Consider the following 23,541-nt stretch of genomic DNA (forward strand, 5'->3'; position numbering starts at 1 on the left):
TTAGTGCCCTAGGAAGTATTGATAGGTGAGTGAAACGCCAAGATTGGTATCGCCATCACTACCCGACCCTTGATCAGCCTCCAAGCGCAGGCTTAAAGAGTCGTTACCAAACAGGCGACTGCCTACAGCGAAGCGTGCATTAAGGCCAATATCGTTATCCGGCAGCTGGTAGCCAGCCTCCAGCCCTAATTCGATAGTGGGAGAGCCAACATAGGGCGTTGTGCTATAAGGATCGCCGCGGCGCAGGGTGACGCCCATGCCTACAAAGCTTGATTGATCGGTCAGTAGATCATCGGGCTGAAAATCTGTTGGCAGGCGCTGAAGAATATCGCCCGGTAAGTCATCGTCTAACGTGTAGTCGGCGTGGTTCGCCAGCAGGCTCACTTCTAACTGGCGGGTGGCGCCTTTTATCAGCGCATGGTGCAGTGCGGCCTCTACCCGATAGCCATCGCCCAGGCTATTACGCGATTCACGGCTGCGCAGGTTCACGTGGCTAGCATCCAGGGTAACGGTGTCACGTGCCGTTGGGGACCACTCCAGCTGGGCACCGATGCGGTCTTCCACCGCGAGTAGACGCATACGGTCATTGATGTCCGAGAGCTGGCTAATCTCGCCATAGAGCGTGCCTGCCAAGCGTGACGTGGCCTGCCAGCGTTGGGCCGCACGTCCATATGTCCGGTCAACACTGTCTGTTTGCACCTGGCCTACTGTGACGGTGGTATCAAGGCGTGTGCCGTTCCAACCAAGGGAGAGCTCAGCGCCGCGCTCATCAGTGAGGCCTTCACTGTCCACTTGGGTAGGGGGAATATCCAACTGGCGTTGTACCAGCGCTAGCTCGCTCCATAAGCGCTCGCCACTGACTTGATACAAAGCTTCCTGGGAGTCGATATCCAGATCACCCAGACGCCGGTAAGACGCGGTGGTGGCCAGCCGGTGCGGCATCTCATTGGCCAGTTCAACCATATCTAGGCGCTGATCTTGGCCAGCGTGATTGAGTGATTCAGCGAGCGCCTGAGCGTCTTGCCGGCGGTCTAACTGGCGCATAATGGCTAATCGGTCGGTGAGGGAAAGGGCACGCCCCATATCGCTATCAAGCAGTTGTTTAAGCGTATCGCGATCATTTTTTTCCAACGCCACGGCGAGCGTTTGCCAAGCGGGGCTAACGTGCCCCTGGGCTTGGGCGCGGAGCAGCAAATAGCGTGCATGGAGTGGCCGGTGCATGGCCATCTGCGCATCAAATAACCATTCACTGTCGCTTGGCTGGGGGGCCGCGCTTTCAAAAGCATTAGTGACCACTTGGGCGTACCAGCCGCGTACGCTCTCTGGCCCATGCTGCTGGGTGACCAGCGACATGGCCTGGGTATGGTCGCGGCGCTGCTCGGTACTTAGTGGGGTGTCTAGGTCTTTGATAAGCCCAGGGGCAAGTTCTTCCAGGGCGGCGACGCGACGTGTAAAGGCGAGCGCCTCTTGACCGCTTTGGCTAAGCGCATCGGCGTAATAAATCTGTTGCCAAGCGTCCAGTACGCCCGCATCGCTGGCCTGGGCATACCAGACAAGCGTTTGGCTTAGTTCACCCAGATAGCGGTGCCCTTCGGCCATGGCGCTCATCATTGTTGGGGTATGCGCAGCCTGCGCCTGCCACTCACCGAGGCGCTGGCGCAGGGTGGCTTCGTCACCTGAGGCGGCGAGAGCATACAGCATGCCCGCCTGCAGGCTTGGATCGTTGGGAGATAGTTCAAGCGCGCGTCGATAAGCGGCGCTAGCATCGTCAGGGGCGCGCTGCATAAGAGCCTGTTGAGCGACCGCAGCCCAGTAGTCGGGCGATTGTGCAAACTGCTCGGGTGCTTGATTCGCCATCATTAATAGCGTTTGGGTAAGCTCATTTTCTCGCTCTCGCTGAGCCAGATAGAGCATTTGAATCAGCGCATCTCCATCTCGCTCCTGAGCCCAGCGGTGTTGGGACACCCGCATGGCAAGTTCAAGGTCATTGCTATCCCCCGCGGTCTGGATTAAGCGATCAGCACCGTCCTCATCCAGGGCATCCTGCTCAAACAGTGCTTGGTAGGCTTCCAAGCTTGAAGCGCTATCTCCCAACTGCCACGCCAAGGCAGCCCGCTGCTGCCAGTAATCCATGGTGGGGTTATCGCTAGGCGGAGAGGCACTTTCCAATACTGTTAGGGCCCTATCAAGCTGCCAGTTTTGAGTTAATAACTCGCTTTGCGCTTGAGCGAATTCAGGCCGTGTGCCGTACTGCGCGTTTAATGCCGCCCAGCTTTCACCGGCTTCATCCAAACGTCCAGTTTGCTCCAGCCATGTGGCGAGTCGAACGCTTAATGCTTCATCACGAATGCCAGCGGCTTTCCAGGATTGAATAAGGGCAATGGCGGCATCGGGATCGCCTAGCTGTTCCAGCAAATCAGCCCATAAACGGCGGTCTTCCAGGGTGATGTGGTTATTGCGCTCTAGGCGAGAAAGGGCTTGAATGGCCACATTGCGGTCGCGAACGCTTAACGCCAAAGTAACCACCCAACGGTTGTGACGCTCTTCACCTGTTTGAAGTGCGAGCTCTTCGGCACTCTGCATAGCACCAGCGGTATCACCTGCCCATTGTTGGGTTTGGGCTAGTTGCTCTAAATAAACGGTTTCCTCAGGATTAAGCTGGCGCAACTGGTTAATAGCGTTAAGGGCACTTTGTAATTTGTTAAGCCCCAAAGCGATGGTGACATGGCGTTCCAAAAACGAGATATCTGGCTGTAACTCTATCAACTGCTGTGACCATTCCAGCGCTTGCTGTGGCTGCTCATGGGAAAGCGCTAACCGGATGCCCAAGTCGAGTAGTTCCGGGTCGTTTGGAAAAGCGGTGAGGTATTCACGGGCATAGTTAATGCCATCGTCCTGCTGGCCCTGCTGAGCAGAGCGCAGCGCCTCTAACGCGGCTGCTCGCCGAGGAGATTCAGGTGAGGCATCCGTTTGCTGCGCCTGGGCGGGGCTAATCAACCAGTTTAGCCAGCCCAGAGTGGGCATAGGCCCTTCTGCTACTTGATAAGCGCGATGCCAAGCTGCCGCCGAACGCTCTGGGTACCCCGCCCTTAACCACCAGTAGCCCGCCAGGGAGAGCCAGTGGTATTGGCGTTCTATATCATCTTGCTCCCCAAGTCGTTCATAAAGTGCAGCAGCTTGGTGGGGCTGCTCAATGGCCAGCCAATAAGAGGCCATCTCCTCTAAATACGCTGTGGGAATGGAAGCATTTGTCTGGAAAGCCAGCAATTGTGACTGAAACTGCTGTACCGCTTGCGGACGTTCCGGCTGGTCATACGCTATCGCCGCCAGTAGCTGCCACTGAATTCTAAGCCGTAGCCACTGAATGGCCACATCGTCTGAGTATTGTAATGGTTCGAGGGTCGCTTTTGCCAGTTCAAACTCACCTACCTGGTAGAGCTTTTTCGCCAGGCTGATGCGTAGTTCGGTATTGCCAGGGTTGGCATTTAACAATGCCTGGGAGTAAAGAATCGAAATACGGCTGGGTAGGATGTCGCTGTTTTCCAGGTTAAGCAGGTGGTGGGCAGGAAATAGCAGTACCAGTGTTAGGGCGATCACCACTGCAATCAGCCGCAGCGTGACGGGGCGGATGAGGCGCCGTGGGCCTACCGCTGCGGCTTTTTTAGAGCCAACGTTTGTTTTAGCGTGAAGCACAGCTCACCTCGATACGTTCAGCATGTGAACGACCAAAGGTTAGGAAAGTGCTGTTGCCACGCTGTTCCAGGCGCGCATCTGCCGTTACTTGGCAGCCTTCGGTGGCGGCAAGCTCAACCTTTAAGGGCACTTGTTCGGCGCCAAGACTTAGGCTTATGTGATTGGGAGTGTGTCTTTGCCACTCCGTAATGCGCCCATTGGCGTAGCGCAAATAGGGCGTTTGAGGTGTGTTAGGTGTGAGGTATAGCGTGGCATCGCTCTCCCCAGATAGGGCGACATAGCGGCCAGAAGTAATCTCACGAACGCCGGCGACATTGGTAGAGCGCTGCAGGTCTGGCCAACCCATAGTATTAGGAAGGCGCAGGGTACGCATGTGATCCGCCCCTTTAACCATCCAGCCACCATCTAGGTGTCGGGCAATACCGGTGTGATACCACTGAGTTGCCACATCGCTCCAGTCGCTGGCATAAAGCGGCAGTGTTTCTTGGGTTAATACATACTCATATACCTCATTTAGGGCACGCAGCGCCCCTGGGCTTGCCGCCGAATAAAAGTGGTAATAAATATCGATAGGCTTTAAGCGCCGTGGCTCATCGGTAAGTTGATAAGTTTCAATAGCTCTGCGGTACCCCCACAGCGGGCCCAGCATATTGTTGGTATAGACGTTCTCATTAATCTGCGGTGCGTACACCTGTAGATAGCGCCCTACGGGCCGCAGCATAGGGGAAACGCGGCTCATAGTGGGGTTGCTATGGGTAACGCTGGTGTTGCCTCCATTTAAGTTTCGCAGCCCCAGCTCGTCAGCAATCGCCAACGCCTGCTCGGGAGGGAGTGCATTGCCTGTCCAGAGCACAACTTTTACTGGTTTGTCAGCGGGGGCCAGGTTGCGGTTGATATAATCTGTAGAGCCCTCAATTTCCCGGCGCAGCGAAAAACGGTAGTTGGGGATAGGCATGTTGTAATTGAATAGGTCACGGGTTTGGCCTTGTCCGGACATATCGTCTTCATTGAGGCTTTCCCACTCAAAGGGGTGACTAAACGTGTGGGTGGCCACCTCTACCCAAGGGAGTGCGAAAATACGCCGTGCAATGGGCTCCAATAAAGAGCGGTACTGTGGATAGAGCCCTTCGGGCCCTATTTCACCTTCAATGATGGATACCGTCGTAGGAATTTGGTAACGCATTAAAATATCGGAAAGCATCAGCTCGCCAGTGAAAGGGGTGCCCGGAAGATCCGCACGGCTGACAAAAGCATCACCGTCGATCTGGGTCATCCAGTAGCGGGCGCCATTCTCGGTAGTGGCATCGGGGATGGGTATATCAGGTAGCGCCAAGGCGCGCTGCAAAAACGCAAAGGGATCCAGGTTCCAGCGTTTTTGAAACGCGTTGGCCTCTTGAAATACCCATGGGTAGCTGGCTAGGCCTCCCCACGCTCCTGTCACAATAGGCGCAAACTGCCGTCCACTTTCGTCGCGTAATGTTAGGTGGGCGGTTAGTCCATTGCCGATAAACTCGTAGCTGGTCTGCGGCACCGGCAGTGGCTGCGGCATACCTTCGAAGTTTGCTAAGTCGTCATGATCAGCCACCGTCAGCCCTTGGGGGCTTATCCCGTACATCTCGCGTAGCCCCATTAAATTGCCTAATGCGCCAGAAATTGGAGCGCCAGGAAAGCCCACAATTGCCACCCGCAGGCCATGTTCCATTTGTCGCTGTAGCCAAGCGCTATAGTGAGATGCATTGGTGAGGGGCTCATTAAACCAAGTGACAACGCCTGCATAGCGGCCATGCAGTAAGTCGCTGGGCAAGGGACCATTAACATCCAAATACTCCGCTCCATAGCCGAAATACTCTAACGGCATAGCGAGATAACTGTGCGCGTTAGTGTAGGCAAGTTCCTCTGCTTGGGTTTTGGCTTTATCGAACAGAATCAATACTCGGCGCGGCACTGGCTCAATCAAACCCACGCCCATTTGATTCAGTTGCGGTACGCTCACCCAGGGAATAAACCCTTCAGCGTGAATGCGCTGCGCGTTCTCTCTGGCGAGTGCGCGGTTATTGGCAGGCACATAGTCAATAGCGATAGCCGGTAGGCGATAGTGGTCACGCACTCGAGCAAGCTGCTGATAAAGCCAGGTTTGATCCTCTTCCGGTACGGCGCCATACACCTGGGTAGAAGGGTTCCACCCCAGGTAGAGTGATTCCGCCGCAACGCCGACGATGTCGCTATGTACATCCTCCAGTATCTCAAAGCCACGATTCAGCAGTAGTTTAATACCGGGAAATTGCTCCCTAATCTCCTGAATGATCTCGATTGATGCCGCCTGTTGTCGTTCAGCCTCCTCGCCGTCAGGGGCGAATAAGCGGTAACTGTCCATGGTGTCCAGAAAAAACCCACGGTAGCCCGCGTTCCAGAGTGGGCGGATGTGCTCCTCAATAAGAAACGAACGCCATGCAGGATGTGTTAAATCAGCAACTTGGCTATCCCACGCATCGTTTCTTGTGACCAAGGCAGCGCTGGGTAAGGTGATATTAGTGTCACGCCAGGCATCCAATTCACCAAGGCTTACGTAAGCAAACGGCTGCCCACCGTGCTGTTCAAGCAAGCGTAGTTCAGTGGGATCAACATTCGCGGCTTCAACGACGATCCAGTCAAACTGGGAGAGCAGCTCAACGGGCGGTTCGTTACCGTAGTAGAAGGTTACGCTGGGCGCTTTAGTTGTTTCATTGGCGTATGCAAAAGAGCAGCAAAGCCCGTATAGCAAACACAGCAAACCACGAATCAATGGCTTAGCCATAAGTACCACCTATAGAATAAGGAAAGTAGTGGAAAAAGGTGTTCCTTAGGCTCGCCGGTTTATCTGCTGATCATGGGCAAAATACGGTTTTCTTACATAGTTAATCAGTTCGCTTAGTCCTTCTTTTAGGGACCATTTTGGTTCAATCGTTAACCATTCAGATAAACGCTGATTATCGCCACATGAGTAACGGATATCTTCCGCCTTGGCAGGAAGATGCTGCGGCGCTAGATGACAGTTTGTAAGTTGGCCAAGAAGGTCAATTAATTCTAATAAATCAATCTGTTGGCCGGTAGCAACGTTACATATCCCGCATTGAGGGCTAAACAACGCAGCCATATTGGCGCTTGCAATATCGCCCACGTAAATAAAATCACGGGATTGGAGGCCATCGCCAAATACTGTGGGGGCTTGTTGGTTCATCAGCCGATCAAGAAAACGCGCGATGACCCCTGCGTAGGGCGAGCTTGGATCCTGACGTGGGCCATACACGTTGAAATAACGCAGACCTAAACTGGGTAGACCATGCAGGCTACCTAATAGAGTTGCATAGCGCTCATCTACCCATTTTTCCAAACCGTAAGGAGATAGAGGCTGTAGATCTGCTTCCTCTAATAGCGGCAGTTGAGCAGGGATGCCGTATACGGCAGCAGATGAAGCGTATACCAGCTTACTGACCTTCGCCGTTGCTGCGGCATGCATAACATTAAGGGCGCCTAAAATGTTATGTGTTGCCGAGCCAATGGGATCTTCAACGGAATTGGCAACCGATACCTGTGCGGCAAGGTGAAGGCAGTGGGTCATGCCTTGCATGGCAGTATGAACGTCATCACTATTACGAATATCGCCTACCACCACTTCAAGCTGCGGGTGTGAAGGAAGGTTACTTAAATGGCCAGAGGATAGGTTGTCCAGCACCCGGACGTTAACGTTATTCTCAAGTAGCAGTTCAACGCTATGAGAACCAATAAATCCTGCACCGCCTGTGACAAGGATATGAGGAGGAAACGTAAGCATGGGACCTCTCCCGGTTAGCACAAAGCGTGAGTTAGCTAAGGTGCTAATCAGCGTGCTTTGAAACAAAATGTATTCTAATGGTCGTTTTAATTACATTTAGATACAAGTTTCGGGAGACTGATATTTCTACAAGGAGAAAGGGGTTTTTTTAATACGAATGCGGAGGGCGGTGTAGGATGAGACGTTATCAACAAAATGCTGGGCCAGTTTATTACGTTGGCCCAACATAAGAAGCACTTATTAAACAATGGCAAGGGGGTTAGCGTAACGTTATTCGCTCTATACCATCCGCTTTACCCAGTATTAGAACGTCGGCACCCCGTGCGGCAAACAAACCATTGGTAACGACGCCGACGATAGCGTTAATGCGCGCTTCCATGGCCACTGGATCATCGATCATAAATTCATAGCAGTCGATAATTTGATTGCCGTTGTCGGTGATGACCCCTTGGCGATAAACCGGATCAGCCCCCAGTGCGACAAGCTCGCGAGCGACGTAAGAGCGTGCCATGGGGATGACTTCTACCGGCAGCGGAAAAGTACCCAACTTAGGCACGTACTTTGAACCATCGGCAATGCAGATAAAACGCTTAGCGCAGGCAGCCACAATCTTTTCTCGGGTAAGCGCAGCACCACCGCCTTTAATCATATGTAAGTTAGCATTTACTTCGTCTGCACCATCTATGTAAAAAGGAACAGTCCCAACGCTGTTGAGCTCAAACACTTCAATGCCCAATTTCTCAAGACGCTCGGCACTCGCTTTAGAACTCGCCACTGCGCCTTTAAAAAGATGACGCAAAGGCCCCAGGCGATCAATAAACAGGTTGGCCGTAGAGCCGGTGCCAATGCCTAAGATGGTATCCTTTTCTAACTGAGATTTAATTTCTGCAATGGCGGCGTCTGCCACGGCGGCCTTCAATTCATCCTGGTTCATTGCTTGGTTCATAGTAACCCTTGTGAGTCAGCGGAGAGTTAGAAGTGAGAGTGAGTGGCGCTAGTATAGCGACCTAAACGTTGCCTGCCGATGGAAACGCGGCTAGACGCCGCTATACGTAATCTGCTACCAATTAAAGCTTTGTCCGTTCACGTTCTTCCCTTGGGATATCCGCATGCTCGAAGCAACCGTCAAAAAGATCCTCCAGGCCCGCGTTTATGAAGCCGCTTGTGAGACCCCGATTTCCCCAGCTCCCTTTTTGTCGCGTCGTTTCAACAACCAGATTTTGATTAAGCGCGAAGATCTACAGCCGGTTTTCTCGTTCAAAATCCGCGGCGCCTATAACAAAATGGCGCAGCTTACCCAGGATCAAAAAGATAAAGGCGTTATTGCCGCCTCCGCCGGTAACCATGCTCAAGGGCTGGCCATGGCTGCGAAGCTGATGGGTGTTAAAGCCGTGATTGTGATGCCGCGTATCACACCGGATATCAAAGTGCAGGCGGTGCGCGCCCGAGGCGCCAAGGTCATCCTTAAAGGGGACGCCTTCGCCGCTGCAGCCGAGCATGCTCAAGAGTTGATCAAAGAGCACGGTTACACCTATATTCCGCCGTTTGACGATATTGATGTGGTGGCCGGTCAAGGCACCATCGGCGTGGAAATTCTGCGCCAACACGCTGGGCGCTTAGACGCCATCTTCGTGCCGGTTGGCGGCGGTGGGTTGATCGCCGGTGTCGCGGCTTATGTGAAGTACCTGCGCCCGGATATCAAAGTGATTGGTGTCGAAGCTGAAGATAGTGCATGCCTTAAAGCCGCATTAGAGGCGGGTGAGCGTGTGGTGCTCGACCAAGTGGGCGTATTTGCCGAAGGCGTCGCGGTGGCGCAAATCGGCGAGGTGCCGTTTTCGCTAGTGAAAGACTTGATCGACGGCGTTATCACCGTCAATACCGATGAAATGTGCGCGGCGGTGAAAGATATTTTTGAAGATACCCGTGCCGTGGCTGAAACCTCCGGCGCACTTTCGCTGGCGGGGCTGAAAAAATATATCCAGCAAACAGGTGCCGAGGGCGAAACACTGCTGTGCATTAACTCTGGCGCCAATACCAATTTTGATCGCCTACAACACATTGCCGAGCGCACGGAGCTAGGCGAGCAGCGTGAAGCGATTTTGGCGGTGACCATCGCCGAGAAACCCGGCAGCTTTAAAAAGTTTTGCCGCACGCTAGGCAAGCGCATGGTGACTGAATTCAGCTATCGCTACGCTGACAGCAGCGAAGCGCATATCTATGTGGGCGTCCAGGTGAAGCCCGGCGGTGAAGACCGTTTGGCAGTGATCGAGAAGCTGCGTGAAGGCGGCTACCAAGTGGAAGATCTGACCGAAAATGAGTTAGCGAAGCTGCATATTCGTCACCTAAGCGGTGGCCGCCCTAGCGAGCGTTTTGAAGAAGAAGTGTACCGTTTTGAGTTCCCCGAGCGCCCGGGCGCGCTGATGAATTTTTTGACGCAATTACCCCACGATTGGAATATCTCACTGTTTCATTATCGCAACCATGGCGCTGCCTATGGTCGCGTGTTGGTGGGCATGCAAGTGCCTAATGGCGACCGAACCCATGTGGCAGAGTATTTAGACGCTATCGGTTACCGCTATTGGCGCGAGAGCGATAATCCAGCTTATCGACTGTTCATGGCCTAGTGCGGTCTAGTAATGAGTAAAAACGATGTGTGTAAGTGGTTGCTTACCCTAGATGCCAGAGCAGCCAGTAACATAACGTTACTAAAATGTTTAAAATAAGGCTAGAAAACATCATCCAAGCTGTTGTCAGTAGTGGCCATATCGCCCTATAGTCGTGAACGAAATTAAGCAAGTTTGCCACCCTGTTGGCGACTGTAAAGGGTGTCAGATTTCACACATTCGGTAACGACAAGGGTGTTGGAGAAGCAGCATGCGGCGTAAGAAGCCTGATATGGTAATGGCGTTGATGGTGGTGTTTGCATTAGGGGTACTCGCGACCGGTTATGCACAGGCGTTGTCAGGTAGTTAATCCCCGACAACCGCGGCAGCTCCACTGTTAACCCGGGTAACAGATATCAGATAAGAAAGGCTGATCCCTGATGGGGTCAGCCTTTTTTGTGGGCGGTTTATTGGCGGCGTACGCAACTTAGGTCACTGACCACTGCTTGCAAAGGCACATCCCATGGCTCCACAGGCAGAGAAGCCACTTGCTGGCAGGCATGGGCGGCGCCAATCAGTGTAGGCGACGGGCCGGGGCGATGCATAAACGCCAAGCTGCGGTCATAAAATCCTCCCCCCATGCCCATACGGTTAGCGTTAGCATCAAACCCCACTAGCGGCACAATCAGTGTATCTAGCGCCCAAGCGGGCAGCCGATTGCGCCGCTGGGCGCTGAATCGTGCGTCAGGCTCCCAAATACCAAAACGGTTTTTCACCATTGGAGTGTCAGGACGGTAGGCAACAAACCAGAGGCGATTAGCGCTAAACGGACGTAAAACCGGTAGGTAGATATCGACGTTACGCTGACGCAGCCAGGGAAGTAGCGGGGTAGGATCAATTTCGCCGTTGACAGGCAGATAAAAACTTAAGCGCTGTGCGCGGCGGATTTCTGGCAGGGTTTTCAATCGTTGGCACAAGCGCTGTGCTGCAAGGCGCTGCTCATGCTTAGAAAGGGCTCGGCGTTGGTGACGTAAAAAGCGGCGTAGCGCGTGCTTATCGTCGTCCAGATAGAGGCTTTCCATGCAGATGTTCTCTTATACCCTATATTTTCCAATACTCTATTCTTTCAAATACATAGGTGTTCTCCAGAGTGCCGCTGTCATTCTGGCCCTGAACCTACTGGTTCAGGTGGGTGGCCGCAGCCAGACCGTCAGGCTTTCCGACGCACGGACATGCACACGGGCCTGGCTAGCATTTGGCCCCCTGGGTATTACGCATAGGCTCGAGGGACTATAACGACTGGCGTACACCCCAGAGAACTCCGTCATCCTAACAGAGCGGCGGCTAATGCCAAAGGTCTGGGTTAAACCTAGATCGTTGGCAGCGCTTTCAGGTAAAGCCTAAGACGGGCGTGTTTTAGCTAATGCTCGCTCAAGGCGCTCATTCAAGCGGTGCAGGTTCTCTTCACCGGCACGGTGTTCATCCATGGCTTCGAGAAGCTCATGGGTGATATTGAGGGCCGCCATGATCGCCACCCGCTCGCTCCCCAGCACGCTGCTTTGGGCATTGATACCCTGCATTGCGCGGTCTAAGTAGCGCGCGGCGCGGTCAAGTTTAGCTTCTTCACCCGTGTCGCAGGCGATGATATAGCCGCGCCCTAACAGGGTTATTTCTTTGGTTGGCCGCTTGGCGTTGCTCATCAAAGACTCCAGCACGGGCCAGCAAGGGGCCCAATGCGTTAACATCACAGCATAGGAAGATAGGTGTCACTCACTATAAGAGAGGCGCTTGTGTGCGGTCAACGCGCGGGCGAGGGCATCTTGCACCATTGTCGCCACCCTATCGCCCACACACCCAGTGAATACGAGGTTAGTAAATACGATGTCATTAATTGATGAGCGTCAGGACTTCTCTGACGTGGCGGATGTTTTTCTCCTGCATGGCAGCATGCAGTCCCCGGCTTTTTTGGATGGTCGCTTATGCGCACTGTTGGCGCTTCGTGATGTCAGTGCAGAGGCTTGGCTGGACGAAGTCTGCCAGAGTTTAGGCGTTGAGCAGCCCCGCGATCAGGCAAGCGCGGAGCGGTTATTAGGCTGGCGGCGGCAAACCGTAGAGGCGCTTAGCGCCAGCGACCTGGACTATACGCCACTGCTGCCCGACGAGCTTTTCTCCTTAGGGGAGCAGGCGCAGGGTCTGAAAGAGTGGACGCTGGGCTTTATCGAAGTGGTCGATGAAGTGGCCGACAACGAATTGCGCGAGCGCTGGTCGCAGGCGCTCCGTGAGGCGATTGATGACTTGCAGGCGCTAGGACGTATCGACACCGATATAGACGACAGCCCCGAAAACGAAAACGATCTGTTTGCGCTTACCGAGCATGCCCGCATGGCCGCTATGCTGCTGTATACCGAGCAGCACCCAGGGATGCCGCAAGTCGAACAAAGCGACGCGCCCGTTCACTAATCCCGTTACCTAGATAGGAGTCGCTATGCTGCCCGACCGTGTGTTGCCTACGTTGTTACCTCGCCCCCCTGCGATCAGCGTGGGCGAGTATCGCCACCGTCGAGATGCCTTAATGACCCAGCTGCCGGATAACACTGCGGTGGTGCTTCCCGGTGCCGGGCTGATGACCCGTTCACGGGATAGTGAATTTGCCTTCCGTCAGAATAGCGATTTTTACTACCTGACGGGCATACGCGAACCGGATGCGTTACTGGTGCTGCTCCCAGGGCGCGCTGAAGGTGAAAGCGTGGTGTTCTGCCAGGATCGCGACCCCACCATGGAAGCCTGGACAGGGCGCCGTTTGGGCGCCGAAGGCGTGGTCGCTGAATACGGCATTGATCAGGCGTTTGAAAACGCAGTACGCGATGAACGGCTGACCGAATTGTTGGCAGGTCGCGAGCTGCTTTATCTGCCACTAGACAATGCTGAAGCTGTCAGCATGGCTGAAGATGCTCTACAGGAAGCTAAGGCCGGGCTTAGGCGTGGTCGGCCGCCGCTAAAAGGTTGGCTGGATATCAGCCCGTTGATTCACGCCATGCGGCTAATCAAAAGCGACGCTGAAATTGCCCTGCTCAGGCATGCGGCGCTGATATCTGCCCATGCGCACCGGCGCGCCATGCAGGTGTCGCGCCCAGGACTGAGCGAATTTCAGCTCCAGGCCGAGCTAGAGCATGAGTTTGTCTGGCATGGGGCCAGTGGCCCTGCCTACAGTACGATTGTGGGTAGCGGTGCCAACGCCTGCGTACTGCACTATATTGAAAACAGCGCACCGCTGTGTGAAGACGGCTTGGTGCTAATTGATGCGGGCGCCGAATTTGAGTTATATGCCGGTGATATCACCCGCACATTTCCGGTGTCTGGGCGGTTTAATGATGCCCAGCGAGCGCTCTACCAGGTGGTGCTCAACGCCCAGCAGCGCGCTGTGAGTGCCGTCCAGCCGGGTGCCACCCTTGCTGATATCCATCAGGGCGTGGTGCATGACTTAACTGCCGGGCTGATTGAGCTTGGCCTGCTGGAAGGTGATGTACAGGCGCGTATCGATGACGAGAGTTATCGACGCTTTTACCTGCACTCAACGTCACACTGGTTGGGGCTGGACGTACACGATGTCGGTACCTACCGGCTGGATGAGCAAACACCTCGGCCACTGGTCGCAGGCATGGTGCTCACTGTGGAGCCTGGCCTGTATATCCCTAGCGATGACGATATTCCTGACGCCTATCAGAGTATTGGTATTCGTATTGAAGATAATGTGGTCGTCACTAACGAAGGTCACGAAGTGCTGACAGCAGACGTGCCTAAACAGGTCGACGAAATTGAGGCATTGATGGCTAAAAAATAACCAGCCCTCAATGCCTGTAGTGGTCTTTATGTAAATTACGTTACGAAATTATTGTTACCTCTTCATGAGATGGCGTCGTGGTCGGGAGAAGCCAATGCAGCAGTCTAATCAGGCGGTTAAGGGAGCGCTGACACATGACATCGTGATTGTGGGTGGGGGCCTGGTAGGCGCCAGTTTAGGCTGCGCCCTGGCGCCGCTGATTAAGCGCTATGGTTGGCGTGTGGCGATCATTGAGTCGGCACCCATGGCTGTTCAGCCGCAGGAAATTACCTGGCAGCCCAGTTTTGATGCCCGGGCCAGCGCGATCGCGGAAGGTTCAGCCCAGCGCTTCCAGCAGTTGGGGGTGTGGGAAGCGATGCGCGGTGAGGCTACGCCTATCAAACGCATTCATATCAGCGAACGAGGCCGCCTAGGAGCGACACGGCTGAGCGCTGACGAGCTGGGCGTTGCAGCGTTGGGCCATGTAATCCCCAATGCGTGGATGGGCCGTGTGCTGCACCAACGGCTTGCTCAACTGCCGCTGGAGTGGCACTGCCCGGCGAAGGTTGAGCAACTTACCCCAGTAGCTAATGGGCATGAGCTGCAGCTCTCAGACGGCAGCCAGCTAACCGCAGGGCTAACGGTATTGGCCGATGGGGGGCGTTCTGGGCTGAAAGAGCAATTAGGTATTGGCAGCCGCCATGAGTCTTACCAGCAGACGGCGCTGATCGCCCATGTAGGGGTAAGCCAGCCTCATCTTGGGGTCGCTTACGAGCGCTTTACCTCTCAAGGCCCAATGGCGCTGTTACCGCTGCCCGGCCAGGCCATGGAGTTGATCTGGACGCACCCCAGCGGCAGCGAAACAGCGCGCATGGCGCTTCCTGAACGTGAATTTCTGCTGCAACTTCAGCGTGCCTTTGGCGATCGGGTGGGTCGGTTTACCCGGGTAGGCACCCGACACGCCTATCCGCTTTCACTGGTTACCGCTGAAGAACCGGTGCGCCCAGGCCTGGCGGTATTAGGTAACGCTGCTCATGCCTTGCACCCGGTCGCGGGGCAGGGGTTTAACTTAGCCCTGCGCGGGGTAATGGATCTGGTCGACGCGCTGGAGCAGGGAGAGCAGGCCAAGCGGCCGTTGGGCGATATGACCACGCTGCAAGCCTTTGAAAAGCAGCGCTCCAGAGATCGCGCCAACGTGATCCGCTTTAGCGACGGCCTAGTACGGCTGTTTGGGCTCTCCTTTCCTCTGTTGCCCCATGCCCGCGCGGCGGGGTTAATCGGTCTGAATCTGGTTGGGCCGCTGCGGCGAGGGCTGGCTCGTCGCGCCATGGGCTTAGAACGTTAAGCTTACACATCCTAGGCCACGAAAAAGGGAACGCTATGCAAACGGACTCATCCATTGCGAAGCCGCCGGCGGAAAGCTTTGAGGCGATCATTGTGGGCGGAGGAATGGTCGGTACTGCGCTCTGTGCGCTGTTAGCCCAGGCGGGCATGCAGGTAGCGCTTGTTGAGGCAAAGCCCGCGCCGTTAAGCCTTGAAAATGCCACTAGCAAACTGCCAGCCCCGCGGGTTAGCGCGTTAACGCCGGTCTCTCAGCGTTTGCTAACCCATTTGGGCGCTTGGCCTGCGATGCAGAAAACCCGAGTGACTCCCTACCAAGGCATGCAGGTATGGGATGCCGAAGGCAGTGGTGAAATTGCCTTTTCTGCCGACGAGGCGGGTGTCGCGGTGCTGGGCCATATCGTTGAAAACGAGGTCACGCTGGCCGCGCTCAATAGCCAGGTCGTTGACCATCCCAATGTCACCCCATTTTTTGACGCTCGCCTACAGGCGTTGCAACGCGCCAGCGCTAACCTTTCAAAGCAAGCCTCAAGTGGCGACTGGCTGATACTTGACGATGGGCGCCAACTTCACGCGCCGTTAATCATCGCCGCTGATGGCGCCCACTCGGTGCTGCGCGAAATGGCCGGTATTGAGGTGGCCAGCGACGATATGCAGCAGGAGGCTGTGGTAACCACCGTTAAATGCGTCAAACCCCATGGTGGCGCGGCGCGACAAGCGTTTATTGATGGCCGACCGCTGGCATTTCTGCCATTAACCGTGGAAGAGAATGATCATTACTGCTCAATCGTATGGTCGACCACGCCAGAACACGCCGCTGAGCTTAGTGAATTGTCTCGCGAAGCGCTTGGGGAGGCGCTGGGTAGAGCGTTTGGTTACCGCCTGGGTGAGGTAACGGTCTGCGATAAGGCCCACCGCTTTCCTTTAGTACAGCGCCATGCCCGCCACTACGTGCAGCCGCATTTCGCACTGGTGGGGGACGCTGCCCACAGCATTCATCCGCTGGCGGGCCAGGGCGTCAATTTAGGCCTTATGGATGCTGCGGTCTTGGCAGAAGAGGTGGTGCATGCATGGCAGCGCGGCGCGCCTTGGGGAGAGCTAAGCACCTTGCGGCGCTATGAGCGTCGGCGGCGCTTTGATAACAGCGCCATGCTGGGCCTCATGAAGGGATTTAAAGTGCTGTTCGGTAGCCACGACCCAGCGTTGACGCTGGCGCGTAATTTGGGCATGAGTGGCATGAACCAGTTGGTACCATTGAAGCGGGTATTGATGCGACAGGCGACCGGAGAGCGCGGCCGCCTGCCGCTAAGTTGCCGTTAAATCAGGATGTCGTTAAACCCCGCTGCCGTCAGCGCCGCTGACGGTCGACTACATTGAGTGCTTTAAGCAGATTAAGCGCCTCGCTGAGTTGGTAATCATCGAGTAACCGCTCGGCCATTTCCTGGCGATCCCGGGGCGCCTGCTGAGCGCTTAGGTGGCCCTCAAGGTCGGCTTCGCGAATTTCACGACGGCTTTCCGCTACTTCTAAACGGCCACGCACTACGTCCACATCGGGTTCAATGCCTTGGGCCTGAATTGAGCGCCCGTTGGGGGTGTAGTAGAGCGCCGTGGTGAGTTTGAGTCCTTCGCCATTGCCTAGCGGCATAATCTGCTGCACTGATCCCTTGCCAAAACTATCGGTGCCCATAATCACGCCGCGCCGCTGATCCTGAAGCGCACCGGCAACAATTTCCGCCGCGGAAGCACTGCCGCCATTGATCAACACGACCAGCGGGACATCGGCAGCTGGCGTGGTGGATGAGGCTGAGAATGACATCTCGGTATCCGAGAGGCGACCCTCGGTATACACAATCAAGCCTTCATCCAGAAACAGGTCGGCAATGCCGACGGCAGCCTGTAGCACTCCTCCGGGGTTATTACGTAAATCGAGTATCAACCCTTCTAGAGCCTGTTCACGCGCCATAAGCTCAAGCGCCTCGCGGGCCTGTTCCGGCGTACGCGACTGGAACTGGCTAACGCGCAGGTAGCCGTAACCCGGCTCAAGCAGCTCGTGTTTGACGCTCTCGCTGCGAATAACTTCGCGGGTCAGGATAAATTCCCGCGGCGAATCTTCACCTGAACGCAGTATGCTGATACGCAGCTCGGTGTCCGGCTCGCCGCGCATTAAGGTCACGGCTTCTTGTAGCGACATGCTATCGGTGGGAGTGCCGTCAATGGCAACGATAATATCGCGAGACATCAGCCCAGCGCGGGAAGCCGGGGTGTCATCGATAGGTGTAATCACCATGAGCTGGCCATTCTCTGTGCCCACTTCGATGCCGATGCCGCCAAATTCGCCCTGAGTTGACTCCCGCAGGCTTTGGTACTCCTCCTCATCCAAGTAGGCTGAGTGGGGGTCTAGCTCACTCAGCATGCCGCGCATGGCGTTACGTAAAAGTGTGCTGTCATCGACCTCCTCCACGTAGGCACGCTTAATACGCTCAAACACCTCGGCGAAGGTCTGAATATCTTCCAGGGGTAGCTGGTCGTAGGCAGGCTCTTCCGTCGCGCTGCTACCGACTGGTTGAGCGAGCAGCGGTAGCGGGGCCGACAGTAAAACAATCGGGAGCAGGGTAGCCAAGAAGCGCTTGGCGGGGGTTGATACCCCGGTAACAGATAGCGTCATGCAGACTCCGCAGGGCGATAGGTGGCGCTAAAGCGCGCCACCCTGTCATTGAAAATGTTGATTTGAAAATGTGTCGTTGGGCGTTGTGACATCAATAGTCATGCAGCTTATCCCGTCAGCGACGCGCAATCCAACGCTGCGGATTAATTGGTTCACCGCCGCGGCGAACTTCGAAGTAGAGCGCCGCGCGGTTTTGACCACCACTATCACCTACGCGACCAATTTCATCACCTCGGCTGACCTGCTGGCCAGGCCTGACGCTAAACTGCTGCAGGTGGGCATGCAGCGTCATGATCTGGTCACCGTGGTCGATAATCAACAAGTTACCAAACCCGCGCATCCAGTCAGCGAATACCACCCGACCAGTGTGTACGGCGGTGACCGGGGTGCCCGCACTGGCCTGAATCACAATACCGTTATAGTGAACGCCGTCGCGATGGTGAAAATTGCTGCTGATTGAACCCTGTACCGGCCAAGGCAAATCACCTTGGGTGCTTACAATATGCGTAGTAGGCGTGGGTTCAGCAAGTTTTGCCATCTCCGCCTGGATATTGCGCAGCACTCGCTCGGCCTCTTCGCGGCTCTGATTGAGGTCGGCCAGCCGCTCCTCTTCACTGCCGTAGCGGTCATCCAAGTTGGAAACAACGCCGCGTCGTTCGGTGGTACGTTGTGCTAACAGCGCGCTTTGCTCTTCTAACTCATCGGCCAGCGTATCAAGGCGGGCCCGTCGCTCGCTGAGCTCCTCCTGGGTATCGGCGAGCGCCGTATCAAGGCGGGCGATAGCATTTAAGCGGCGATTGCGTGCTTCGGTCAGTCGATTCATATACGCCTGCATACGATCAAGCTCGGCCGGGTCGCCCTGGTTAAGCAGCAGTTTGAGCTGTGGCGTTGGGCCAAGACGGTAAAGCGCTGAGAGCTGCTGGCCTAAGGCTGCATATTGATCGGCACGCTCGCTCTCCAGTCGGTCACGATGCTGACGGAGCTGGGTCGTTTCATCATTCAACTGGCGGCGCTCAGCTTGTAGCGAGTCTAGGCGCTGATGAGTCTCGGCAAGCTTGGTTTCAACTTCTTTAAGCTCGCGTTCGGCACTATCCCGGGCTTCGCCAGTGGCGCTGAGGCGTTGGGCAACGGACTCGATTTCCTGGCCGACCGCATCCAACTGCTGACGCGCCGCTCCTTCATCCTGCTGAGCGAAGCCCGCTGACGCATAACTTAGCGTTAGGATGAGTGTCATTGCCAAATAGCGCCAAATAAACATTACTTATAATGAATCAGTGGCTTACCCGTCATCGCCTCGGGCTGTTTCTGGTTCATCATGGTCAACAGCGTGGGCGCCAGATCACACAACTTGCCTTCCTCTAAAGTGGCAGCGGACTCGCCAACATAGATGAGGGGCACTACAAACGTTGTGTGGGCGGTTTGCGGTGCGCCGGTTTCGGGATGAACCATCTGTTCCGCATTACCGTGGTCGGCGGTAATTAAGCAGGCGCCGCCTGCACGCTCAATGGCTTCAACGACACGACCCACGCAGGTATCGACGGTCTCAATGGCTTTTACCGCCGCATTGAAGTCGCCGGTGTGGCCGACCATATCACCGTTGGCGTAATTGCAAACGATGAGATCGAAGCTGCCGCCATCAATAGCGTCGACAAGCTTATCGGTAATCTCAAAAGCGCTCATTTCAGGCTTTTCGTCGTAGGTGCGCACATCACGCGGTGAGGGCACAAGAATGCGCTCTTCCCCCTCGTACTCGGCTTCATTGCCGCCTGAAAAGAAGAAGGTCACGTGAGGGTACTTCTCGGTTTCGGCAATACGCAGCTGCTTCAAGCCGCGCTTGGCGACGACCTCGCCCAAGGTGTCGTTAAGATCCGACGGCGGGAAGGCGGCAGGCGCAGGAATGTCAGCGGCGTACTGGGTCATCATCACCAGCCCTTTACCGGCAAGCTTGGGGCATATTCGGCGCTCAAAGCCGTTGAAATCGGGTTCGGCAAAGGCGCGGGTTAACTCCCGGGCGCGGTCGGAGCGGAAGTTAAGGAAAATGGCCGCATCCCCATCCTGCAAAGTAACGGCATTTTCTTTTGTACCGTCTTTAAGCGGTATGCTGCTAGCCGATACGAATTCATCGGTTTCACCGCGCTGGTAGGCGTCACGAAGCGCGGTTTCAGCACTAGAGACGTAGTACTCCGCGTGGCCATCGGTGAGCAGGCGGTAGGCTTGCTCGACGCGCTCCCAGCGGTTGTCGCGATCCATGGCGTAGAAGCGGCCAATAATCGAGGCGACAAAGCCATTATCAGCGCCCACCAGTTCGGCCAGGCGAGCATTGGCGCGCTCTATTGAGGCCAGCGCACTTTGCGGTGGCATATCGCGGCCATCCAGAAAAGCGTGAATAAAAATGCGCTGGGCACCGCGCCGGGCGGCAAGCTCGGCCATGGCAATAAAGTGGTCTTCATGGCTGTGGACGCCGCCGGGGGAGAGCAGGCCAATTAAGTGTACCGGTCGGCCATTGGCGACAGCTTCGTCAATCGGCTGAGTGAGGTTGTCATTAACATCCAGGTCACCGTCTTCAATCGCTTTGCTGATGCGGGTGAAGTCCTGGTAAACGATACGTCCGGCACCAATATTCATATGGCCAACTTCAGAGTTACCCATCTGGCCTTCGGGGAGACCCACGTTAAGGCCATCGGTATGAACGAAGGCGTGAGGGCGGCTTTCCCACAGTTTATCCATCGTCGGCGTGTGGGCAGCGGCCACCGCATTATGGTCGCTGACGGGGTTGTGGCCATAGCCGTCGAGAATAATCAGCGCCACGGGGCGCGGGGTGCGAGAAGTATCCATAAAATAACCTCGTTAAGATTGGCAAGCCGAACGACTCGAAAATTCGGGGTCGCGACAGGCGCACGCTTGGGGCATCATAACGCAGGCAACTGCCAGGCGTCATGATCAAGGCCTGCGCGGGAAGCTATCTGACGTGTATACTTGTCGCGTTTTGGCAGCGGTTAGGCCGCTTTTTTCTGCATAGACCAAGAGATTGTGTTCGCGATGATCGATCAGGTGTTCGAATTCGTACAGAACCACCCCCTGCTAGTTGGGGCATTTTTGCTGGTGCTGATAGCGTGGATTATTTATGAAACGCGCAGTGCCTCCACGAATGCGCTGAACGCCTCGCAGGCCACTCAGCTTATCAACCGCGAAGACGCGGTGGTGCTGGATATCCGTGAAAACAAAGACTTCAAAGCCGGGCATATCGCGGGGGCGCGCAACATACCGCAAAGCAACCTCGATAGCCGCATGAGCGAACTGGATAAGGTGAAAACCCAGCCGATCATCGTGGTATGCAAGCACGGCCAGAGTTCCGGCGCCGCACAGGCCAAGCTCACCAAAGCTGGTTTTGAGCGCGCGTACAAGTTGAGAGGCGGTATGGCGCAGTGGCAAGGCGACGGCCTTCCGGTGGTTAAAAAGTAAGCAACGCTACCTTTATTTAATCAACAATCAGGAGTTTTCTCATGGCGGAAGATAACAACACCCCGCAGGCGGGTGCCGCGGCAGACGAAAAACCGCAGCTCAAATTCTCGCTGCAGCGTATTTATGTAAAAGATATTTCGTTTGAAGCGCCCAACTCACCTTCGGTGTTCAAGCAGGCGTTCAAACCCAAGGTGAACCTGGATCTTAATACGACCAGCACTAAAATTGCTGATGATCAGTATGAAGTAGTAGTCAAAGTCACCGCCCAGGTGAACGACAACGAAACCGGTACCACCTCTTTCCTGGCCGAAGTTGAGCAGGCGGGTCTGTTCCGTATTGCCGGTATTGAAGGTGCGCAGTTGGATCAAACCCTAGGTGCCTTCTGCCCTAACCTGCTGTTTCCCTACGCCCGCGAGTGCGTGGATAACCTGGTCAACCGTGGTGGTTTCCCGCCGCTGATGCTGGCGCCGGTTAACTTCGAAGCGATGTACGCCCAGCGTAAGCAGCGTGAAGCCAAGCAAGCAGAAGAGAATACCCACTAAGCGATGTCGTCAGAAACGCTCGCCGCTGATTGGTACGCCCTGCATGGCAAAATGCCACGTCTCTATGTGCCTGCTGCCTTCGTAGCAGGCATTGACGTCGTACTGCCTGACGGCCCAGCGCGCCATATCACCCGCGTATTGCGCATGGGTGAAGGCGCGCCACTGGTGCTATTTGACGGCCAAGGTCTTGAGGCGGGGGTGCGTTTGGCAGACGTTAGCCGCAAGCAGACGCTAGCGCGGGTCGAAGCGGTATGGTCGGGCAGTGGTGAATCGCCGCTGTCGGTCCATTTAGGCCAGGCCATCTCTAAAGGCGACCGAATGGATTACGCCATTCAGAAGGCCGTCGAGTTGGGTGTTGCGGCGATTACCCCGCTGTATACCGAGCGCGGTGACGTGCGTTTAAAGGGCGACCGTGAAGATAAAAAGCTCGCCCACTGGCAGGCAGTGGCTGCTAGCGCCTGCGAACAGAGTGGCCGTGCAGTGGTGCCCCAAGTGCATTCACCGATGCCGTTATCTGCCTGGCTTGAAGAGCGCCAAGAGCCGCTGCGCTTGATGCTGCATCTAGCGACCGGTAATGCGTTTGATCGCCAAGACCGCCCGGCTTCGGTAGCGCTGCTTATCGGCCCTGAAGGCGGTTTGAGCGAGAGCGATATCGCCGCTGCCCAAACCGCTGACTTTACGCCGCTGACACTCGGCCCGCGGGTTTTGCGTACGGAGACGGCACCAGTGGTGGCGCTTTCACTGTTGCAGCACTACTTTGGTGATTTGTAAGTACTTACTATTAGTTAAAGCCTTCTATCATCAAGCGTAGCTGTTTTTTCACTCTCATCCTACCGCGCTTTGCCTTATCTATCTTAGGCACCATAATGTTTATCTATTTTCTTTAAGGACGACACCCATGGTGCGTGAGTCACACTCATCCCCCCGATCCGCCAGCGATGCAGCCGCCCAGTTGGGAGAAGTGGCGTACCTAACGGTCACGGCCGTCAATAACATCGGCGCGTTTTTGCAGTGGGGGCAGCCGAAAGATGTGTTGCTTCCGTTTAGCGAGCAGCAGTTTCGTCCTGATCCCGGCAAACGTGTACTGGTCATGCTATATAGCGACGACCAGGGGCGCCCGGTGGCGTCGATGAAGCTGGATCGTTTTTTGACCGATGACGCATGGGCCTTGGAAAAGGGCGACGAAGTTGCCGTCGTGGTGGCGGAGCGGACTGATTTAGGTATGAAAGTAGTAGTGAACCATCGCTACTGGGGGCTTATTTTTCAGGACGACGTTACTCAGCCATTGCGCCGTGGCCAATCAGTCAAAGGCTATGTAAAGCAGCGCCGTGAAGATGGTCGCCTAAATATCTCGCTGCTTCCGCCGGGTGCCGCTCGTTTAGATGTGGTGGGCGATAAGATAATGCAGGCACTGCGTGAAAGCGGCGGCTATCTGGCGCTGGGGGATAAAAGTCCTGCCCATGAAGTTAAAGCTCGCTTAGGGGTAAGTAAAAGCGCCTATAAACAGGCCATTGGTCGGCTTTATAAGCAGCAGTTGATCACTTTAGAGCCTGACGCTATTCGCCTAGTGCCTGGCGCACTCAGCGAGTAGTTAGCTGGGGTAG

Annotated in this window: 18 protein-coding genes and 1 other RNA gene; 9 read left to right on the plus strand and 10 right to left on the minus strand. The window is 55.5% G+C overall.

All coding sequences use genetic code 11. The features are described from left to right. The 4 genes from QHL1GM_RS13165 to rpiA all read right to left on the minus strand — a co-directional run bounded on the left by QHL1GM_RS13165 (window position 1) and on the right by rpiA (window position 8,438). Window positions 1-3,693: a tetratricopeptide repeat protein gene (locus QHL1GM_RS13165; protein ID WP_071694896.1), complete on the minus strand. Its 3,693-nt coding sequence runs from the start codon at window positions 3,691-3,693 to the stop codon at window positions 1-3. Next, entirely contained in the window at window positions 3,680-6,487 is a 2,808-nt protein-coding gene (locus QHL1GM_RS13170) for a bifunctional glycoside hydrolase 114/ polysaccharide deacetylase family protein (RefSeq protein WP_071694897.1), read from the minus strand. The genes QHL1GM_RS13165 and QHL1GM_RS13170 overlap by 14 nt, the downstream gene beginning before the upstream one ends. A gap of 45 nt (window positions 6,488-6,532) precedes the next feature. Further along, entirely contained in the window at window positions 6,533-7,504 is a 972-nt protein-coding gene (locus QHL1GM_RS13175) for an NAD-dependent epimerase/dehydratase family protein (protein WP_071694898.1), read from the minus strand. A 259-nt stretch (window positions 7,505-7,763) separates the two neighbouring features. Next, window positions 7,764-8,438, minus strand: coding sequence for a ribose-5-phosphate isomerase RpiA (gene rpiA / locus QHL1GM_RS13180; RefSeq protein ID WP_071694899.1), 675 nt, complete (start codon window positions 8,436-8,438; stop codon window positions 7,764-7,766). Between the two features lie 175 nt (window positions 8,439-8,613). Here rpiA and ilvA point away from each other — a divergent pair, with 175 nt between their 5' ends. Next, window positions 8,614-10,128, plus strand: a complete 1,515-nt coding sequence (gene ilvA / locus QHL1GM_RS13185) for a threonine ammonia-lyase, biosynthetic (protein ID WP_071694900.1) — start codon at window positions 8,614-8,616, stop codon at window positions 10,126-10,128. A gap of 446 nt (window positions 10,129-10,574) precedes the next feature. Here ilvA and QHL1GM_RS13190 read toward each other — a convergent pair whose 3' ends face one another. From QHL1GM_RS13190 to QHL1GM_RS13200, 3 genes are all read right to left on the minus strand, one after another. After that, entirely contained in the window at window positions 10,575-11,189 is a 615-nt protein-coding gene (locus tag QHL1GM_RS13190; protein ID WP_071694901.1) for a 5-formyltetrahydrofolate cyclo-ligase, read from the minus strand. A gap of 56 nt (window positions 11,190-11,245) precedes the next feature. Then, window positions 11,246-11,428: non-coding RNA, 6S RNA (ssrS, locus tag QHL1GM_RS13195), on the minus strand. Between the two features lie 79 nt (window positions 11,429-11,507). Further along, window positions 11,508-11,807 (minus strand): cell division protein ZapA, encoded by a 300-nt coding sequence (locus QHL1GM_RS13200; RefSeq protein WP_071694902.1) that lies wholly within the window; start codon window positions 11,805-11,807, stop codon window positions 11,508-11,510. A 181-nt stretch (window positions 11,808-11,988) separates the two neighbouring features. On the opposite strand from QHL1GM_RS13200, the gene QHL1GM_RS13205 reads away from it, so the two are divergent. From QHL1GM_RS13205 to QHL1GM_RS13220, 4 genes are all read left to right on the plus strand, one after another. Continuing rightward, window positions 11,989-12,567 carry a UPF0149 family protein gene (locus tag QHL1GM_RS13205; protein WP_071694903.1) on the plus strand — a complete coding sequence of 193 codons (579 nt, stop codon included), beginning with the start codon at window positions 11,989-11,991 and terminating at the stop codon, window positions 12,565-12,567. 40 nt (window positions 12,568-12,607) lie between these two features. Next, the gene (pepP, locus tag QHL1GM_RS13210; protein WP_071696001.1) at window positions 12,608-13,948 is read left to right on the plus strand and encodes a Xaa-Pro aminopeptidase; all 1,341 of its coding nucleotides are present in this window, start codon (window positions 12,608-12,610) and stop codon (window positions 13,946-13,948) included. Between the two features lie 94 nt (window positions 13,949-14,042). Further along, window positions 14,043-15,272, plus strand: a complete 1,230-nt coding sequence (gene ubiH, locus QHL1GM_RS13215) for a 2-octaprenyl-6-methoxyphenyl hydroxylase (protein ID WP_071694904.1) — start codon at window positions 14,043-14,045, stop codon at window positions 15,270-15,272. Between the two features lie 35 nt (window positions 15,273-15,307). After that, entirely contained in the window at window positions 15,308-16,588 is a 1,281-nt protein-coding gene (locus QHL1GM_RS13220) for a UbiH/UbiF/VisC/COQ6 family ubiquinone biosynthesis hydroxylase (RefSeq protein ID WP_071694905.1), read from the plus strand. Between the two features lie 28 nt (window positions 16,589-16,616). On the opposite strand, the gene QHL1GM_RS13225 is transcribed toward QHL1GM_RS13220, so the two are convergent. The 3 genes from QHL1GM_RS13225 to gpmI all read right to left on the minus strand — a co-directional run bounded on the left by QHL1GM_RS13225 (window position 16,617) and on the right by gpmI (window position 20,768). Beyond that, complete coding sequence (locus QHL1GM_RS13225; protein WP_071694906.1) at window positions 16,617-17,933, minus strand: S41 family peptidase; 1,317 nt, start codon at window positions 17,931-17,933, stop codon at window positions 16,617-16,619. A 115-nt stretch (window positions 17,934-18,048) separates the two neighbouring features. Beyond that, a complete protein-coding gene (locus QHL1GM_RS13230) occupies window positions 18,049-19,167 on the minus strand; it encodes a murein hydrolase activator EnvC (protein WP_254795312.1) in 1,119 nt (372 codons plus the stop codon). Between the two features lie 23 nt (window positions 19,168-19,190). Then, entirely contained in the window at window positions 19,191-20,768 is a 1,578-nt protein-coding gene (gpmI, locus tag QHL1GM_RS13235; RefSeq protein WP_071694908.1) for a 2,3-bisphosphoglycerate-independent phosphoglycerate mutase, read from the minus strand. Between the two features lie 204 nt (window positions 20,769-20,972). Between gpmI and QHL1GM_RS13240 the strand changes: the two genes are divergently transcribed. The 4 genes from QHL1GM_RS13240 to QHL1GM_RS13255 all read left to right on the plus strand — a co-directional run bounded on the left by QHL1GM_RS13240 (window position 20,973) and on the right by QHL1GM_RS13255 (window position 23,528). After that, window positions 20,973-21,395 (plus strand): rhodanese-like domain-containing protein, encoded by a 423-nt coding sequence (locus QHL1GM_RS13240; protein ID WP_071694909.1) that lies wholly within the window; start codon window positions 20,973-20,975, stop codon window positions 21,393-21,395. Window positions 21,396-21,436: 41 nt separating this feature from the next. Further along, window positions 21,437-21,937 carry a protein-export chaperone SecB gene (gene secB, locus QHL1GM_RS13245; RefSeq protein WP_007112152.1) on the plus strand — a complete coding sequence of 167 codons (501 nt, stop codon included), beginning with the start codon at window positions 21,437-21,439 and terminating at the stop codon, window positions 21,935-21,937. Between the two features lie 3 nt (window positions 21,938-21,940). After that, the gene (locus QHL1GM_RS13250; protein ID WP_071694910.1) at window positions 21,941-22,708 is read left to right on the plus strand and encodes a 16S rRNA (uracil(1498)-N(3))-methyltransferase; all 768 of its coding nucleotides are present in this window, start codon (window positions 21,941-21,943) and stop codon (window positions 22,706-22,708) included. Window positions 22,709-22,835: 127 nt separating this feature from the next. Then, window positions 22,836-23,528, plus strand: a complete 693-nt coding sequence (locus QHL1GM_RS13255) for a S1 RNA-binding domain-containing protein (protein ID WP_071694911.1) — start codon at window positions 22,836-22,838, stop codon at window positions 23,526-23,528. Window positions 23,529-23,541: the final 13 nt, after the last annotated feature.

This window comes from Halomonas sp. QHL1 (genome assembly GCF_001882345.1).
Taxonomy (GTDB): domain Bacteria; phylum Pseudomonadota; class Gammaproteobacteria; order Pseudomonadales; family Halomonadaceae; genus Vreelandella.